A 16,285-nucleotide genomic window follows, 5' to 3' on the forward strand; every position below is an offset into this window, starting at 1 on the left:
TCCCGACCCGGACTCGGACTCGGACTCGGACCCCGGACTCGCTCCCCGCTGAAACGGCATGCGAGGCAGGTGGGTGCCGCACACAGTTGCTGCCACCCGGAAGTCCTTCTCCGCCGCCCCTCCTGGTGACCAGACTGCATCACCGTCAGGGCGGTTCACCTGCCCTCCACCCTTGGTCAATCTGCCGTCCACCAGCAAAGGCACCGCCATGTCTGTCACGTCTGTCATGAGCATCTCATCACCCAAGGCGACCTCCCTCCTCGCCGGCAGGAGGAGGCAGCGGGGTTACGCCGCCGCCTCCGCCGCCCTGCTCCTCGCCGCCCTCCTCTCGGGCTGCGCCGGCGCCGCCAGCGCCGACTCGGGCGCCCTGCAGGCCAGCGGATCGACCACCGTCGCCCCGGTCGCGTCGGACGCCGCCGAGGCCCTCAAAGCCCGGAACCTGAACATCACCGTGGCCACCCAGGGCGGTTCGGCCGGCGGTATCTCCCAGCTCAGCGCGGGCCAGATCGAGGTGGCGCTGAGTTCGAAGCCCCTCTCCGACAAGGACCGGAAGGCCCACCCGGACACGGACTTCGTCCCGACGCAGATCGGCGCGGACGCGGTCGGCATCATCGTCACCAAGGAGGTGGCCGACGGCGGTGTCGACAGCCTCACCAAGGAGCAGCTGAAGGGGCTCTTCGAGGGGAAGATCACCAATTGGTCCGAGGTCGGCGGCCCCGACATGAAGGTCTTCGTCTACGACAAGGAGCCCGGGCGCGGCACGCGTGAGGTGCTCGACAAGTACGTCTACGGCGACGAGGAGCCCCCGCCGCCCCCGCAGTCCGGCAACTACGCCGTCGTCGGCGGCAACCTCGAGACCCGTAACAAGCTGAAGTCCACCCCCGGTTCCATCGCCCCGCTGTCGACCGGCTTCATCGCGGGCCACCAGGAGCTGGTAGCCGTGAAGCTCGACGGCATCGCCCCGACTCCGGAGAACGTGGCCTCCAACACGTACCCGATGACACGGCCGCTGTTCATGATCACCGACGGTGAGCCGCAGGGCACCGCCAAGACGTTCATCGACTACATCCTCTCGCCGGAAGGCCAGAAGCTGCTGCCCGCACACGGCTACCTGACCCGCGAGCAGATGGGGCTGTGACCGTGAGCCTCACCTTGGAGCGCCCTCCGGAGGCGCCCGGGCCCACCGCGCCGCGGCCGCCCGCCTCGGGCGGCCGCCCGAGGCGCGGGAGATGGGTCTGGGGATGGGTGTACACCGGGACGTTCTCGGTGGTCCTCACCCTTCTCGTACTGATCGGATACCTCGCCACAGGGATCGCGAGCGGTGACGTCGACTGGCTCACGCTGATCGGCGACCCGACGTGGAGTTCCGTGAACGGCGCCTTCGGCGCGTTGGCCATGATCTACGGTTCGGTCGTCGTCTGCGTCCTCGCGCTGGCGCTGGCCGTTCCGGTCGGCTGGGCCGCGGCCATCGCGCTGTCGGAGTACCTGCCGCCCCGACTGGCCCGGCACCTGCGGCTGAGCATCGAACTGCTGGCGGCCGTCCCCTCCATCGTCTACGGCCTCATCGGCATCATGGTGATCCGGCCGTTCGTCGCGGGCCTCGGCGACGTACCCGGCGGCGACAGCCTGCTCGCCGCCGGCCTCGTCCTCGCCGTGATGATCATGCCGACGATCGTGGCGGTCAGCGTGGACGCCCTGGCCGCCGTGCCCGACCGCTACCGGGAAGCCGCCTACGCCCTCGGCCTGACCCGCCGTGAGGTCGTCAAGTCGGCTGTCCTGCCCCGGGCCCGATCGGGTATGCGCGCCGGTGTCCTGCTCGGCCTGGCCCGGGGCCTCGGCGAGGCGATCGCTGTCTTCCTCGTCGTGGGACGGGCCGACGGACGGCTTCCCGACTCGGTCGGAGACTTCTTCTCCTCCCTGCTGCGCCCCGGTCAGACCCTGACCACCAAACTGGCCGGCCCCGAACCGATGCTCGCCGGAACCTCCGGTCCCCACTTCGCCGCGCTGTGCGGTCTGGGCATCATCCTGCTCGCCCTGGTGGCCGCGGCCACGGTCTGGGGCACCCGCGGAACCTCGGCCCGTGCCGTGAAGGGCGGCGTGCGCGTCCACCGGGCCGCGCCCCGGATGCGCAGGGCGCGTGACCGGGTCGCGACGCTGCTTCGGCTGAGCGCGCTGCTGCTGCCGGGAGCTCTTCTCCTCGGGATGCTCGCCGTCCTCGTGACGCGAGGCGGCGCCGCGCTCAACCCGGCCTTCTGGTTCTCCTCCGCCGCCGGAGCGGCCGGCGGCGGAGTGAGCGAGCAGATCATCGGCACACTCCTCCTGCTGGCCACCACGGCCCTGATCGCTCTGCCCCTGGGTTACGGGGCGGGTGTCGTCATCGGCACCCGCGCCTCGGCGAAGACGGCACGGGTCCTGGAGACCCTGACCGTGGTCGTCGGCGGAACACCGACCATCCTGCTGGGCCTCGCCGGATACGTACTCTTCTGCACCGCCATGGGATGGGGCAGGTCCTGGCTGGCCGGGGCGATCGTCCTGGTTCCCGTGGTCGTACCGGTCATCGCCCTGACCACGGCGGGACGCATCCGGAGCATGCCGGGCGAACTCACCGAGAGCGCCCTGGCGCTCGGCCTCTCCCGCGCGCAGTACATCCGCTCCGTGGTCATCCCCTACACCTGGCCCGCGACCCTCACCGGTCTGCTGCTCGGCCTGGCCCGGGCGGCGGGCGAGACGGCGCCGCTGATCTTCACCGCCACGGTGTTCTTCGGGGCGCCCGCCGTGCCGACAGGGATCGTCGACTCCCCGGTGCAGGCGCTGCCCACGCACATCTTCACCCTCTCCCAGGACTCGGGCGCCCCGGAGGCGGTCTCCCAGGCATGGGGCAGCGCGCTCGTCCTGGTCGTCATCACCGCAGCACTTCTCAGCCTGGCGGTGGCCCTGCGCAACCGCTTCGAAGGAGCACGATGGACCACGTGATATCCGTCCGCGACCTGCGGGTCCTCGACGGCAAGAAGACGCTGGTGGGCCCGGTCACCTTCGACCTGGCAGGAGGATCGACCACCGGCCTGTGCGGCCCCTCCGGCGCCGGCAAGTCCACGGTGCTGCGCGCCCTGGTCGACCTGCTGCCCCACGGTCTCACCCGGGACGGCCACCTGGAGGTGCTGGGACGCCCCATCCGCTACGGCAGGGGCGACTCCGGCCTGAGGAGCACGGTCGTCCTGGTGCCGCAGACGCCCGTGGTCTTCGGCGGAAGCATCCTGGACAACGCCCTCTTCGGCCTCCGGCACCTCGTGCGCGCGTCCCGGGAGGACCTGCGGGACCGTGTGGAACAGGCCCTGAAGGAGGCCGGCCTGTGGAACGAGGTCCGCAACCGCCTCGACACGCCGGCCCAGACGCTCTCCGCCGGACAGCGCCAACGGCTCTGCCTCGCCCGCGCCCTGGCCCTGGAGCCGGCCGCCCTCCTGCTGGACGAACCCACCAGCGCCCTGGACGAGCGGAGCCGGGACACGGTCGAGGAGTCGGTGGCCTCCCTCCGCGGCAACCGCACCGTCCTCCTCGTCTCCCACGACCCGGCCCAGGTCGAACGACTCTGCGACCGCACGGTCCATCTGGAGCACCCGGACATCCTGGCCCTCACCGCGCCGGCCCGCTGAGCACACGAGTGCGTGGACGTCGGACGGTGTGGACCGATGCGTCGGCGATGCCTGACGGCCCCGGGCGGAAACGGCGCGCGGGGCCGGATCGTACGATGACCGCGTGACCAGCACGACGCAGCCGTCGAGCCGCCGCCCGGCCGGGCGCGGCTTCGTGCTGCTGGTGCTGGCGGTGCTGGCCGGTGTGCTGGCGATGCACGGCCTGGGGCCGGGCCCGGCTCCCGCGAAGGCGGCGGCGACGGCGACAGCGAAGGTGCAGGCGACGGCGGCTGCGGGTGGCCACGTCATGGCGACGGCGACAGCGACGGCGACGGCGGCTGCCGGTGGCCACGTCATGGCGACGGCCCACGAAGAAGCCGCCCCGCAGAGGACGGGCGACTGCTCGCACACCGACGGCGGTACGGGCCACGCGGATCACGCGGACACCACGTGCGCGGCGGCGGGTGTCGGCGCTCCGTACGCGCCCCCCGTCCCGGCCGCGGCCCTCGACGCCGGACCCGTACCTGTGGCGCCGTCCGGCGGCGCCGCGGGGGCCCCGGAGAGCGGGCGGGCGCCGCCCGACCTCGCTGAGCTGCAACTCCTGCGGATATAGGACCGCCCGCACGGCACTTCCTTGCCCCGGCATTCGCCGGCGAAGGATGCCGCGCTCCGGCACATCCTCATTCCGCATCGGCGCCCGCCCGCTCGGGCGGCGCATCAAGGAGTCGCACCACCATGAACACCCACCGACACCGTTCCCTCGTCCGCCGCGGCGCCGCCGTCGCGGCCGCCGGTACGGCCGCCCTCGTCCTCGCCGCCTGCGGCTCGAACGGCGACAGCCCGGCCGGGCACGACGGCCACGCCTCGAAGTCGCCGAGTGCCTCGGCCCCGGCCGCGCAGGGGCAGCACAACGCGGCCGACGTCGCGTTCGCCAAGGGGATGATCCCCCACCACCGCCAGGCGGTGGAGATGGCCGACCTCGCCCCCTCCCGCGCGGAGTCGGCCGAGGTGAAGAAGCTGGCGGAGGAGATCAAGAAGGCGCAGGACCCGGAGATCAAGACCCTGTCCGGGTGGCTGACCGCCTGGGGCGAGCAGGTTCCCGCCGAAGACGCCACGGACCACTCCGCCCACGGCATGGCCGGGATGATGACGCCCGAGGAGATGGACAAGCTGAAGAACTCCTCGGGCAAGGCGTTCGACACCGCCTTCATGGAGCTCATGATCAAGCACCACGAGGGTGCCGTGGCCATGGCCGAGACGGAGAAGACCGGCGGCGCCTTCCCTGACGCCAAGGAGATGGCGGACGCCATCATCACTTCGCAGACCGCCGAGATCACCAAGATGAAGGACCTGCTCGGCAAGAGCTGACCCACCCCGGCGGAGGGGTGTGCCGCCGCGCACGCGCGGCCCGGCACACCCCTCACCCCTCCACCCTTGTGCCGCTATGCTCCCCGGCATGGTGATGGCCCGGGCGACCCGTAGCGCGCCGCGGTCCCGCTCTCGTGCGGCGGGCCCGTGGCGAACGTGGGTGCTGACCGCGCTGCTGCTCACCCTGACGTACACCCACGGTGTCAGCGCGGAGAGCGCCGCGGGCCACGCCCATCTCGGAGGGCCGATCACCGCGGTGGCCCCGAACGTCTCGGACCCGGATCCCGCCGGGCACAGCCACGAGGTGCCCGACCCGCACTCCGGCCAGGGGCACCCCGGCCACGAGGATGCTCCGGAGCCCGATCACGCGGCTCACCAGTGTGTGTCCGGCCAGCCCCACGAGGGCGCTGCGCTGCCCGACCCCTGCGAGACCCAGGCCGTTCGCCGGCCTCCGTACGCGTATGCGTCCGGCGTCGCTCGACCTGTCACGGCCCTCCGGGCACCTGCCCACTCGCCGGACTCAGCGGTTCTACGGATCTAGGCCGCCACGCCGCCCGACCCGTCGACGACCGGTCGACGACCTGTCGGGCACACCACCACACCACCTCACCCCACCACTGAGCCGTCTCCGCCAGTGCACCAGCGGCGGCTCCGCCATGCCGTGCGATGCGTCCTGGCAGCCGGCCCGTGCCGTGGGGAGCCCCAGGCCTCACCGAACTTTCCTCGAAGGATCCGCTTTGTCCTCCTCGCCCACTCTCGCCACGACACCCCCGCCCCCGACCCCGCCGACCCGTAGCCGACGCCGCTCCGCCCGCACACGGGAAGGCGCCTCCCTGCCGTGGCGCTACCTCGGCTACATCGGCTACTACGTGGGAGCCGGCCTCATCAGCGGCGCCGTCGTCCACCACCCCATGGCCCCCGCCCGCTACTCGATGATCGCCGCGTCCGGCGTCCTGGTCTTCCTGCTCGCGACCGTCCTCAACGACATCGTCCTCGCGACCGAGAGGCAGCCCCTGTCACGCATCCTGCGCGTGCTCGGCACCTCGACGATGCTCTCGTTCGGCCTCGGCATGCTCAGCGGCGGTATGCAGCACTTCGCGGACCTCCCGGAACGCTGTGCCGTGCTGATACCGCTGGGCATCGTCCTGTCCTTCGTCGCCTTCTTCCTGAAGGAGGCCAAGAGGCCCTGGCGGCGCATCTTCGGCCTCATGGGCCTGGCGATTCTCGTCGTGACCGCCCTGACCTTCCTGGGACTTCGCCACATCGCCCCCGCCATGGCGGAGTCCGGAGGCGGACACAGTCAGCCGGGGCACGACGACGGACACCAGCACTGAGGCCGCGCCGGCTCGCCGACGCCGGGCACGGCCGAAGGTGGCCGTGCCCGGCATCCGCGAAAGGGTGTGAAAGGGGTGTCACCAGGTGCGGGCGAGCTCGCGCTGCTCGACGCCGGCGTGGAGCAGGACGGCGTCCGTGTACGCCTCGATGAGGGGGTGGATCGCCCCGGGCTCCGAGGACAACTCGGGCTGGAAGAGCGTGCCGATGAAGAAGGGGTGGTCGGCCAGTTCCACCGCGCGCGGCGCGCCCTCCGAGTCCCAGCCGCTGATGACCAGGTCGCTGCGCTCGATGGTGTCGGCGAAGTCCGGGTTGAGGCCGTACTGACAGTGGAACGTCTCCGTGGTCTGCTCCGCCCCCGAGTAGACACCGGACAGCCGCGTCCCGTCGCCGAGGTGGAGGGACGCCTGCTGGCCCTTGAGGCAGCAGACCAGCGGAATGATCACCGGCGTGGGCGTCTCGGGGTCGTACTGCACGTCGTCCGCGCCGGCGACGCCCAGCACGTTGCGCATGTACTCGATCAGCGCGTGCTGGAAGCCGCCGCAGGTGCCCAGGTACGGGACGCCGGTCTCGCGGGCGTGCCTGATGGCCGTAAGGACGCCGTCCTTGGAGACGTACGGTGATCCGGGGATGACCCAGATCCCGTCGTAGCCGGCCAGGTCGGCGGCGCTGGTGACGTTCTGGCTGGCGATCCACTCCAGTTCGACGTCCAGGTGCGGACCGAACGCCTCGAGCCGCGGGTGGGCGGGGGAATGGTCGTTGCGGTTGCCGACCAGGGCGACCCTGGGGCGGGCCTGCTCGATGGCGGTCATGCGGTCTCCTCGTGGGTGCTGTCCGTACGGGCGAGCCAGACGTCGCCCTTTGCGGCGAGCCGGACGATCAGGCCCGCCCCCTCCTCGCCCGCGGTGGTGATCTCGCCCGACAGGAACACCGGTGTGGCCTCCTCGCCGAAGACGACGGCCGGGTGGAAGGACTGCGGCCGGTCGGTGGGGTTGTGGACGTAGAGCACCTGCGTGCTCGGGCCGGTGCGCTCGATGGCCCACAGACCGGGCCCCAGGTCGGCCTGACGGATCCGGGCCTCCGGCGCGAGCGCGTCGGCGAAGCGGACGTCGGCCACCGGCAGTTCCGGCAGCGTCGCGGACGACGGGGATGTGCTCATACCAGGGACCTCCCGGTCATGGCGGGACCGGACGGGCGGCCCAGCAAGGTGAGGACGGTGGGGGCGACGTCGGCGAGGGTGCCGCCGGCGGGCAGTTCCTCCGGCAGGACGGCGCCGGGGGCGGGGACGACGACGAGGGGCACCGGATTGGTGGTGTGGCCGCCGTACGGGCGCGGGCCGCCGTCCGGTCCCGGCCTGGCCATGAGTTCGGCGTTGCCGTGGTCGCCGACCAGCAGCAGCCAGCGTCCGGCCGCCTGGGCGGCGACGCGGATCCGGTCGACGGCGTGGTCGGTGAACTCCGTCGCCCGCACGGTCGCTTCGGCGTCGCCGGTGTGGCCGACGACGTCGATGTTCGCCAGGTTGGCGATGACGAGGGCGACGTCCTCGCGGGCCGCCGCCGCGACGACGGCGTCCGTGACCTTGTCGAGGTTCATCTCCGGGCGCGCGGTGTAGTCCGGCGGGCCGTCACCGATGACTTTGACGTGCTCCTCGGTGGGCCGGCGGCGCTCGTCGCGTCCGTTGACGTAGTACGTGACGTGCTCGAACTTCTCCTGCTCCGCGATGCGTACGGAGCGAAGGCCGTGCCGCTCGAGTTCGTCGGCGAGGCCGCCGGAGGCGTCCGCGCGCTGGACGAGGGCCGGGATCGGGGTGCGCGTGTCGTAGACCGCGAGACTCAGGGCACTGACCGTGCGACCGGTGGCCGCCAGGTGGTCGAGGAGGTGATCGGCCAGCTGCTGGATGCGGTCACTGCGGAAGTTGGTGAACAGGATCGCGTCACCGTCCGCCACGGCCCGGTCCGCCACCGCCCGGTCCGCGACCGCCCCGTCCGCGACGACGGTGGGCTCGACGACGGTGCGCTCGACGACGGTGGGCTCGACCCACACGTCACCGCGCGGCGCCCGGGCGGCGGCGACGGCGGCGCTCTCCGCCCGGCGGCCGCCGCCGTCGGCGATGGCCTCCGTCACGGGGCGGGTCAGGCCGAGGTCACCGCTCTTGTCGAGGGCGTACCCGCGGCCGGAGACGGTGGCGATACGGCCCGTCCCGGCCTCGGCGGCGATCTCCTCGATCCGGCGCAGGTAGTCGGGTGCTGTTCCGTCGGCGACGTCCCGGCCGTCCGTGATCGCGTGGATCCAGACCCTCGGTACGCGGTGCGTCGCCGCGATGGCCAGCAGTTCCCCGAGGTGCTCGACGTGGGCGTGGATCTGGCCGTCCGAGGCGAGCCCGATCAGATGCAGGGCCCGGTCCTCGTCCGCGAGGCGTCGCAGCGTGTCGGTGAGCGGCTGGTGCCGGCGCAGTGCGCCCGCGTCGATGGCGTGCTGGACGAGGAGGCTGTCGTAGGCGAGCGGTCGGCCGGCGCCGATGACCATGTGGCCGATCTCGGAGTTTCCGACCGTGCCCGGGAGGAGGCCGACCGCCTCGCCCGACGCCTCGACGTACGTCGTCGGGTGCTTGGCGGCCAGCGCGTCGAGCGTGGGCGTGTGCGCGAGGGTGATGGCGTTGGCGGGGGAGGCCGGGGCGTGGCCCCAGCCGTCCAGTACCAGCAGCACCCCGGGGGCGGAGGGGACGGTCACCGGTTCTCCCGCAGCGAGTCGATGACCTTCCAGAAGGTGGGGAAGGACTTGGCGACGCAGCCCGGGTCGTTGATGACGACGCCCTCGGTGCGCAGGCCGGCGACGGCGAAGCACATCGCGATGCGGTGGTCGTCGTAGGTGTCGATGACCGCGCCGTGCGGGGTGCCTCCGTGGACGATCATGGCGTCGTCGTACTCGTCGACCTGGATGCCCATCTTCCGCAGCTCGGTCGTGACGGCCGCGATGCGGTCGCACTCCTTGACGCGCAGGCTGGCGATGTTGGTGATGCGCGTCGGTCCCTCGGCGAACGCGGCGACGACGGCGAGCGTCGGGACGACGTCGGGCATGGCCTCCATGTCGACGTCGATGCCGCGCAGCGGGCCGCCCTTGAGGGTGATGGAGTCGTCGGTGACCTCGGCGTACGCCCCCATGCGGACCAGGACGTCGACCAGACCCACGTCGCCCTGGTGGGAGCCGCGTCCGATGCCGGGCACGGTGACCCGGCCGCCGAGGACCGCGGCGGCGGCCAGGACGTAGGACATGCCCGAGGCGTCGGGTTCGACGGTCACCCGGCCGCCGGTGAACGACTGGCCGGCGGGGACGGTGAAGCGGTGGTAACCGTCCCGCTCGACGCGGACGCCGGCGGCGGCGAGGGAGGCGAGGGTCATCTCGACGTACGGCTTGGAGACCAGGTCGTCGACGAGGTTGATCTCGGTGTCCTGCTCGGCCTTGACCGAGCTGATCAGCAGACTGGAGGTGAACTGGCTGCTGACCGCACCACTGATCCGGGTGGAGCCGCCCCGGAACGTGCCGCCGGTGACGCGGATCGGCGGCGAGCCGTTGCCGCGCACGGCGACCGCTTCCACACCCAGGGGACCGAGCGCGGACAGCAGGTCGCCCATGGGGCGTTCCTGCATGCGGGCCGTGCCGGTGATGGTGGTGGTGCCTTCGGCGAGTCCGGCGAGGGAGATCAGGAAGCGCAGCGGGGTGCCGGCGGCTCCGACGTAGATCTCTTCCGCCGGGGCCTTCATGGGCCTGCCGGTCGGCGTGACGCGGATGACGTTCGCGGCGTGGTCGATCTCCGTGGTGACGTGGCCGAACCGGGCCACGGCCTCGGCGAAGTAGACGGTGTCGTCGGAGATCAGGGCGCCGCGGATCTCGGTGGGCTCGTCGGCGAGCGAGGCGATGGCGATCGCCCGGTTGGTGTAGCTCTTCGAGCCGAGGACGGCGACGTCGGCGTCCACGGTGGCGAGCGTCTCGACGGTGAGCTGCTCGGCGGAGAGCCTGGGGTCCTGGAACGCGGTCATGGATGGTCCTCCTGGAGGGCGGGTACGAGACGTCCGTCGATGGCGGCGGCGACGATGAGCTGCCGGCCACGCGGCGGAAGCGATCCCCCGCCGAAGTGCGGCAGGCATGGCTGTCCCCCGGCTCCGAACGGTGAAATCTGAAATCAAGGAATGGTGGGACAAGAGGCCGGCCCGGGAAGCTGTATCCGGCGGTCCGCCGGGCAATCACCAGTCTCCGAGGCGCTGTTCGGCGAGGGAAGGCACATCGGGTGGCATGACCTGTGCGTGGCACGAGCCTGCCTGGCCCCCCTGAGCGGGCAGCAAACTGCCAACGCGCACGCGTACCGGTAAGCCCTTGCCGCTCGCCCCTCTGAACTGCGAATATCGAACGCTACTCATACGGGAACCAATAATCTCGAATGGTGAGACAGGGGGGCCTCGTGCTTGAGGTGTTGGGGATCGACGAGAGAACGGAGTCGGTCTACCGACTGATGCTCCGCCGGCATGACTGGGGGGCCGCGGAGATCGCCACCGAGCTGCGCTACTCGGAGGGCGAGGTGAAGGAGTCGCTCGACCGGCTGGCTCAACTCCGCCTGCTGCGCAGCTCGTTGCAGGACCCGGGAAGCGTGCGGGCGGTGAGCCCGGAGGTGGGGCTGCGCCTCCTGCTCCAGGAGCGGGAGAGTGCGCTTCTGCGGCAGCAACAGCAGCTCGCCGAAGGCCAAGCGGCTGTCATGCGCATGGTCGAGGAGTACGCCGACGGGTCCCATCGGGAACGCCACGACGTGGAGTACCTGCTGGGTATCGACTCGATACAGGGACGCCTGGAGGAGCTCGCGCACCGCTGTGAGCGCGAGTGTCTGTCCTTCATGCCGGGAGGCGCTCAATCGGCGTCGAGTCTGGAGGCCAGCAAGCCGCTGGACCAGGACCTGATGGACCGCGGCGTGCGCGTCCTCACGCTCTACATGGACAGCGTCCGCAACGACCAGGCGACGCTGAACTACGCGCAGTGGCTCCACGAGCGGGGAGGCGAGGTCCGTACGTCCCCGACGCTGCCCATCCGGATGGTGATGTTCGACCGTGAGGTCGCTCTGCTGCCCGTGGACCCCGAGAACACCAAGAAGGGCGCCGCGTTGCTGCGCGGGCCCGGGGTCATCACCGCGCTCGCGGCGCTCTTCGAGCACATCTGGGACTCGGCCGGCCCGTTCGGGACGGACCGCGACCGGGAGAGGAACGAGGCGGGACTGACCCCGCAGGAGGCGGAACTCCTGCGGCTGCTCTTCCAGGGGAACACCGACGAGATCGCCGCCCGCAAGCTGGGCATCGGGCTGCGCACCGTACGACGCACCATGTCCGACCTCATGAGCCGGCTGGAGGCGCGCAGCCGCTTCGAGGCCGGGGCGCGCGCGGCGCAGCGGGGTTGGTTGGACTGACGAGAGCGGGACTGGCTGGACTGACGACCGATGTCGTACGGACAGGCCCGTGGGGCCGGACACCTGGTGTGTCCGGCCCCACGGGCTCCTCGTCGTCGGCGGGCCGGTCAGCCGCAGCAACCGCCCTCGGGCTGTACGGGCTTGATCGGCTCCAGCTTGGGGCCGGCGCGGAAGACGGACAGCAGCTTGCCCGCGACCGACGTGTCGGCCGTCTCCGCCCCCAGCGCCTCCCGCCGTGCCGCGCCGAACGCGCTCTGCAGCTCCGCCGCCTTGGGCGCCACCTTCGGGTCCGTGACGAGCAGGGCGGTGTGGACGGCGCGGGGCAGGCAGCCCCGCAGGCGCTTGGCCTGGTCGGCGCCGGGGCCAGACTCGAGGGCTTCGAGCTTCTCCTCGTACGCGTCCCGCAGCGGGCGGTCGAAGGTCAGCTCGAAGTAGAGGCCGCTGCGCTCCCCGATGGCGTCGTAGTCGAAGCCGGCCCACTTGATGAACAGCCGCCTGCCCTGGCGGAAGGTGACCATGGACGCCACGATCTCGTCGTCCTTGTGGCCGAGGTAGGCGCGGACGTCCGCCCCGCCTTCGATCATCGCGAGCAGGAGGGCCCTGATCTGCTCGGGGCCCTCACTGCCGTCGTACTTCTGGCGGTTGAGGCCGGTCAGCTCGGCGATCCGGTCCACGTGCGGCAGCAGATCGGCGCCGTCCTTGCGGATCACCTCGACGCCACTGGCCAGCGCCTTGGCGTGGTCCTCCTGGAGCTTGCGCCGCTTCTTGGGCTTCAGGGCGGCGAAGTGGGCGTCGTAACTGCCGTGTTCCAGGGTGAGGACGTTCTCCTCTCCCCAGTACGAGACGGTGGCGCCGTGCGCCTGGAGGGCCACCAGCAGGCTCTCGTTGGCGGGGAGATCGGCGACCCAGGGCGCGACGATGCTGCGGATCCCGGCGGCACGGGCGGCCGGGACGGCCTCGTCGAGCAGGTCCGCGAGCAGCAGCGGGTCGTCGGTGGTGGCGACGGCCTCGCTGCGGTAGCCGATCGGCGAGCCGAGAACCAGGGACGGGAAGAACTTGTCCTCGCCTATCGCCTCGACGTCGGTGGTGGCGTCGCAGCAGGAGGAGACCGAGCAGCAGGCGCTCTCGCCGCTGGCCGGCTTCCAGCCCAGGTAGGTGCGGGGGTCGGCGTCGACGATCGACGGCGCGTCGAAGACGAAGCCGGGAAGCAGGACGGCGTCGTCGCCTCGGCGGGCGACGGAGTGCCAGGGCTTCGCCTCGGGAAGGGCGGTCTCGGTCGCCCGGAGCCACGCCGGGTGCAGATAGGGCCAGGTCCCCTCGTGGCCGCCGAACTGTGCGGCGGCGTCGGCGAAGGCGAGGCCCGTACCGACCGACACGTCGCTGCCGCAGCAGCTGTCGGACTCCTCGGCCGTGGTGGCGGGAGCGACGTCGCTCGTTTCCGGCGTCGGACCGCAGCATGTCGGGGACTGGGTTGCCATTTCCGCTCCTCAGCGATAATTCGGGACGGTGGAATTCGGGCCGGGGGTGACCCTTGGTGAGGCACGCGTTGATGGCGCTGCGCCCGGGGAAGTGGTGAGGGACGTATTCCGGAGGGAAGACGAAGGGTGATTCACGCCTTCAGGCGAAATCCTGCGGGCTGTACGGAGGATGAGAACGCGCGGTCGGGAGAGCGCGGGACCAGGGTCAGGAGAGCGCCGGGGCGGTGTCGGCGGAGTCCCAGCCCGCGCCGTCGCCCGACTCGGCCGGAGCCACGTCCCAGCCGGCCCCGTTGCCGCCGTCGGCGAGAACGGAGTCCCAGCCCGCACCGTCACCCTCACCGGTGGGCGCGGCGTCCCAGCCGGCACCGTCGCCGCCCTCGGCCCGCACGCTGTCCCAGCCCGCACCGTCGCCGCCACCGCTCTGCACGCTCTGAACGCTCTGGAGGAGACCGGTCGTGGACACCGCGTCAGCGGTGGCGACGGCGGCGATTCCGAAAGCGAAAGCGGCGGCAGCGGAAGCGATTCGGCGCGAAACAGACATGGTTGTCTCCCAGTCGGAACAGCGTGTCGGTGAGTAATTCGGTCAGCCGTGGAATTCGTTCTTTCGGCTTTGCCTGCGGCGGTGTGCCGCTCTGTTGAATAAGAGTCTGCTCGCGACGGGGATGCGGTGGAAGAGCTTCCGGCTGGCATCAACTGCGCGCGGCACGCACATGCCTCAGAGGCACGAAGAGGCCGCCCTCACCCGTCCGTGTCGGTACACGGTCGGTCCGGTGAGGGCGGCCTGGAGAAGAAGGGGGGGGCTAGACGGCCAGCGGGACGTTGGGGTCGAGCGCGTCGCGCAGGATGCCCAGGCTGCCGGGCGCGAGGCGGTACCAGGTCTGCCGGCCGCGCTTCTCGCGCTCGAGGAACCCCGCGTCGTAGAGCACCTTCATGTGGTGGGAGACGGTCGGCTGGGACAGCCCGAGCGGTTCCACGAGATGACACGTGCAGGCCTCGCCGCCCGGCCGGCTCTTGATGAGGCCGAGGAGGCGGAGGCGCGCGGGGTCCGCGATGACCTTCAGCGCGGCGGCCAGCTGCTCGGCGTCCGCCTGGGACAACGGACCCGTCAGGACGGGGGGACAGCACAGCTGGATGACTGGGGTGCTCATGACCGACGTAACGACGGCCGTCGATGGATTGTTCCCAGAACTCATTGACACTCATCGATGCGTTCCGGCATGCTCCAACGCATCGACAGCCGTCAATGAGTTGGAGAACCGCCGTGATCGACTCCGTCGTGGACGTCCTCGGACGCGTCGCCGTGGACGTGTGGAACACGTTCGCGCACAACTGGCCCTTCCTGCTGATCAGCGTGGTCGTCGCCTCGATGATCACCACGTACGTGGGGGCGGACCGGCTCTCCTCCTGGCTGCGGAAGCGGGCCTCGGTGGCCATCGTCGGCGCCGTCACCCTCTCCGTCGTGACGCCGTTCTGTTCCTGCGGCACGACGGCCGTCGTCCTGGGAGCCCTCGTCTCCCGCGTCCCGTGGGCCCCAGTTGTGGCTTTCATGGTCGCTTCGCCGCTGACGAGCCCCGAGGAGTACGTCCTGTCGACGGGCCTCTTCGGATTCAACTTCGCGACCACCTTCTTCGTGGCGTCCATCGTTCTCGGCCTCATCGCAGGCGGCATCACGCACATGATCGAGAAGACCCGCTGGCTGGAAGGGCAGGCCCGGATCGTCGACGCCGAGGAGGTGTCCTGCTGCGGCCCGGCGGACGAGAAGCAGGCCCCCGAGGCGGAGACGGGCGGTTGCTGCGGCACTGACGACGCGGAGGACCGGCGCGGCGGAGGAGCGGGCGTACCCGCCGGCGGTGGCGGCCTGGCCCGTGTGGCACTGCTGGAGCGGGTCGAGGTCAAGCCGGTCGCGCCGGAGCCCGAGGTGAGCCTGACGAGCAAGCTGAAGCTGGACGAGTTCGGCGCGACCCTCTGGAAGAACGCCCGTCGCCTGGCCCTCTTCTTCTTCGCCTTCGCCGGCCTCGGCTACCTCCTCATCGAGACCATCCCGACCAGCTTCCTCACCGACTACCTCGGCGAGGGTTCGTTCCTGGCCGTTCCGCTGGCCGCCCTCATCGGCATCCCGGTCTACCTCAACTCCGACGGTTCGCTGCCGCTCGTCGCCACCCTCATGCAGGGCGGCATGGGCCCCGGCGCGGCGCTCGCCTTCCTCGTCACCGGTGCCGGCACGAGCATCGGCGCCATCAGCGGAATGTTCATCATCGCCCGCAAGAAGATCGTCTTCCTCGTCGTCACCTACCTGCTCACCGGCGCCATGGTCCTCGGCTGGCTCGCCCCGCTCTGGCTCTGACGCGCAACGGCGCCGAGGCGCCCACTGCTTGAGCCCGACGGCTCACTGACGGCAACGGCCCGCCCGGGTGGAACCGGGCGGGCCGCAGTCGTACTCGTATGGGGGCGCGCCTGCCGGCCGATGCGGGCGCCGGTCGGTCAGGACGACACCGCGCCGGCGTCCACGATGCCCAGTGAGGCCATCTCTCCGAAGGCGGCCCCCAGGCGCTCCGGAGCGATCCGGTAGTAGATCTCGTTGGCGCGGCGCTCACTCGCCAGTACCCCCGCCTCCCGCAGCTTCTTCAGGTGGTGACTCACGGTCGGTCCCGTGACGTCGAACTCGGCCGCTATGTCGCCCACGCACAACTCCCCGGTGGGGCAGCACGCCACGATGCTCGCGATGCGCAGGCGTACGGGGTCGGCGAGCGCCTTGAACATTCCCGCCAGATCCAGCGCGCGCTCGGGGGTCATGGAGGGTCGACACGACTCGGGGCCGCACGCCGGCGCGGATGGCTGCTGCTCGATCATGCGTATCAATCTGACGGGTCGGACCGCCGTCCGTCCATAGGGGACGGTCTCCGGACGAAACGCATTGACGATCATCGATGAATCGGCGAGACTTTCCGACTGCCCCTGCGTCCCCTGCTGCGAACACCCGCCAGGAGCACCCCCGTTCGTCCGCACCGACATCGACACCGACACCGACGACG

General features: G+C 71.2%; 16 protein-coding genes. 8 read left to right on the top strand and 8 right to left on the bottom strand.

The genetic code is table 11. The features are described 5' to 3' along the window. Nucleotides 1–226 precede the first annotated feature (226 nt). The 6 genes from ACF06X_RS01525 (at nt 227) to ACF06X_RS01550 (ending at nt 6,331) form a co-directional block, all read left to right on the top strand. Entirely contained in the window at nt 227–1,138 is a 912-nt protein-coding gene (locus ACF06X_RS01525) for a phosphate ABC transporter substrate-binding protein (protein WP_392285142.1), read from the top strand. Nucleotides 1,139–1,245: 107 nt separating this feature from the next. After that, nucleotides 1,246–2,973 carry a phosphate ABC transporter permease subunit PstC gene (gene pstC, locus ACF06X_RS01530; RefSeq protein WP_392285143.1) on the top strand — a complete coding sequence of 576 codons (1,728 nt, stop codon included), beginning with the start codon at nt 1,246–1,248 and terminating at the stop codon, nt 2,971–2,973. Next, a complete protein-coding gene (locus ACF06X_RS01535; protein WP_392285144.1) occupies nt 2,961–3,650 on the top strand; it encodes an ATP-binding cassette domain-containing protein in 690 nt (229 codons plus the stop codon). Before pstC ends, ACF06X_RS01535 begins: the two co-directional genes overlap by 13 nt. 103 nt (nt 3,651–3,753) lie before the next feature. Beyond that, nucleotides 3,754–4,242: a DUF6153 family protein gene (locus tag ACF06X_RS01540; protein ID WP_392285145.1), complete on the top strand. Its 489-nt coding sequence runs from the start codon at nt 3,754–3,756 to the stop codon at nt 4,240–4,242. A gap of 122 nt (nt 4,243–4,364) precedes the next feature. Further along, complete coding sequence (locus tag ACF06X_RS01545) at nt 4,365–4,997, top strand: DUF305 domain-containing protein (RefSeq protein WP_392285146.1); 633 nt, start codon at nt 4,365–4,367, stop codon at nt 4,995–4,997. A gap of 737 nt (nt 4,998–5,734) precedes the next feature. Continuing rightward, nucleotides 5,735–6,331 (top strand): hypothetical protein, encoded by a 597-nt coding sequence (locus tag ACF06X_RS01550; RefSeq protein ID WP_392285147.1) that lies wholly within the window; start codon nt 5,735–5,737, stop codon nt 6,329–6,331. Nucleotides 6,332–6,409: 78 nt separating this feature from the next. Here ACF06X_RS01550 and ACF06X_RS01555 read toward each other — a convergent pair whose 3' ends face one another. From ACF06X_RS01555 to aroA, 4 genes are read right to left on the bottom strand one after another with little or no spacing between them, the layout of a single operon-like run. Next, nucleotides 6,410–7,141 carry a hypothetical protein gene (locus ACF06X_RS01555; protein WP_392285148.1) on the bottom strand — a complete coding sequence of 244 codons (732 nt, stop codon included), beginning with the start codon at nt 7,139–7,141 and terminating at the stop codon, nt 6,410–6,412. Next, a complete protein-coding gene (locus ACF06X_RS01560) occupies nt 7,138–7,488 on the bottom strand; it encodes a hypothetical protein (RefSeq protein WP_392285149.1) in 351 nt (116 codons plus the stop codon). The genes ACF06X_RS01555 and ACF06X_RS01560 overlap by 4 nt, the downstream gene beginning before the upstream one ends. Further along, a complete protein-coding gene (gpmI, locus tag ACF06X_RS01565; RefSeq protein ID WP_392285150.1) occupies nt 7,485–9,059 on the bottom strand; it encodes a 2,3-bisphosphoglycerate-independent phosphoglycerate mutase in 1,575 nt (524 codons plus the stop codon). Before gpmI ends, ACF06X_RS01560 begins: the two co-directional genes overlap by 4 nt. Continuing rightward, nucleotides 9,056–10,366: a 3-phosphoshikimate 1-carboxyvinyltransferase gene (gene aroA / locus ACF06X_RS01570; RefSeq protein ID WP_392285151.1), complete on the bottom strand. Its 1,311-nt coding sequence runs from the start codon at nt 10,364–10,366 to the stop codon at nt 9,056–9,058. Before aroA ends, gpmI begins: the two co-directional genes overlap by 4 nt. A 419-nt stretch (nt 10,367–10,785) precedes the next feature. Here aroA and ACF06X_RS01575 point away from each other — a divergent pair, with 419 nt between their 5' ends. Next, nucleotides 10,786–11,775, top strand: coding sequence for a LuxR C-terminal-related transcriptional regulator (locus ACF06X_RS01575; protein ID WP_392285152.1), 990 nt, complete (start codon nt 10,786–10,788; stop codon nt 11,773–11,775). A gap of 107 nt (nt 11,776–11,882) precedes the next feature. Here ACF06X_RS01575 and ACF06X_RS01580 read toward each other — a convergent pair whose 3' ends face one another. The 3 genes from ACF06X_RS01580 to ACF06X_RS01590 all read right to left on the bottom strand — a co-directional run bounded on the left by ACF06X_RS01580 (nt 11,883) and on the right by ACF06X_RS01590 (nt 14,401). Beyond that, nucleotides 11,883–13,253 carry a GNAT family N-acetyltransferase gene (locus ACF06X_RS01580; RefSeq protein ID WP_392285153.1) on the bottom strand — a complete coding sequence of 457 codons (1,371 nt, stop codon included), beginning with the start codon at nt 13,251–13,253 and terminating at the stop codon, nt 11,883–11,885. A gap of 205 nt (nt 13,254–13,458) precedes the next feature. After that, on the bottom strand, nt 13,459–13,716 hold the full coding sequence (locus ACF06X_RS01585; RefSeq protein ID WP_392285154.1) for a hypothetical protein: 258 nt from the start codon (nt 13,714–13,716) through the stop codon (nt 13,459–13,461). Between the two features lie 337 nt (nt 13,717–14,053). Beyond that, nucleotides 14,054–14,401, bottom strand: a complete 348-nt coding sequence (locus ACF06X_RS01590) for a metalloregulator ArsR/SmtB family transcription factor (RefSeq protein WP_392285155.1) — start codon at nt 14,399–14,401, stop codon at nt 14,054–14,056. Nucleotides 14,402–14,496: 95 nt separating this feature from the next. Here ACF06X_RS01590 and ACF06X_RS01595 point away from each other — a divergent pair, with 95 nt between their 5' ends. Next, a complete protein-coding gene (locus ACF06X_RS01595; RefSeq protein WP_392285156.1) occupies nt 14,497–15,597 on the top strand; it encodes a permease in 1,101 nt (366 codons plus the stop codon). A gap of 137 nt (nt 15,598–15,734) precedes the next feature. Here the strand turns inward: ACF06X_RS01595 and ACF06X_RS01600 are convergent, their stop codons facing one another. Beyond that, nucleotides 15,735–16,046, bottom strand: a complete 312-nt coding sequence (locus ACF06X_RS01600; RefSeq protein ID WP_392285157.1) for an ArsR/SmtB family transcription factor — start codon at nt 16,044–16,046, stop codon at nt 15,735–15,737. Nucleotides 16,047–16,285: the final 239 nt, after the last annotated feature.

This window comes from Streptomyces sp. NPDC015346 (assembly GCF_043078785.1).
In the GTDB taxonomy this organism is placed as follows: Bacteria; Actinomycetota; Actinomycetes; order Streptomycetales; family Streptomycetaceae; genus Streptomyces.

Bases quoted from the DNA above. Each gene is read 5' to 3' on its own strand.
- ACF06X_RS01595 (WP_392285156.1), top strand. From the start codon at position 14,497: ATGAGTTGGAGAACCGCCGTGATCGACTCCGTCGTGGACGTCCTCGGA.
- aroA (WP_392285151.1), bottom strand. From the start codon at position 10,366: ATGACCGCGTTCCAGGACCCCAGGCTCTCCGCCGAGCAGCTCACCGTC.
- ACF06X_RS01545 (WP_392285146.1), top strand. From the start codon at position 4,365: ATGAACACCCACCGACACCGTTCCCTCGTCCGCCGCGGCGCCGCCGTC.
- ACF06X_RS01555 (WP_392285148.1), bottom strand. From the start codon at position 7,141: ATGACCGCCATCGAGCAGGCCCGCCCCAGGGTCGCCCTGGTCGGCAAC.
- ACF06X_RS01590 (WP_392285155.1), bottom strand. From the start codon at position 14,401: ATGAGCACCCCAGTCATCCAGCTGTGCTGTCCCCCCGTCCTGACGGGT.
- ACF06X_RS01580 (WP_392285153.1), bottom strand. From the start codon at position 13,253: ATGGCAACCCAGTCCCCGACATGCTGCGGTCCGACGCCGGAAACGAGC.
- ACF06X_RS01560 (WP_392285149.1), bottom strand. From the start codon at position 7,488: ATGAGCACATCCCCGTCGTCCGCGACGCTGCCGGAACTGCCGGTGGCC.
- ACF06X_RS01600 (WP_392285157.1), bottom strand. From the start codon at position 16,046: ATGACCCCCGAGCGCGCGCTGGATCTGGCGGGAATGTTCAAGGCGCTC.
- ACF06X_RS01535 (WP_392285144.1), top strand. From the start codon at position 2,961: ATGGACCACGTGATATCCGTCCGCGACCTGCGGGTCCTCGACGGCAAG.
- ACF06X_RS01525 (WP_392285142.1), top strand. From the start codon at position 227: ATGAGCATCTCATCACCCAAGGCGACCTCCCTCCTCGCCGGCAGGAGG.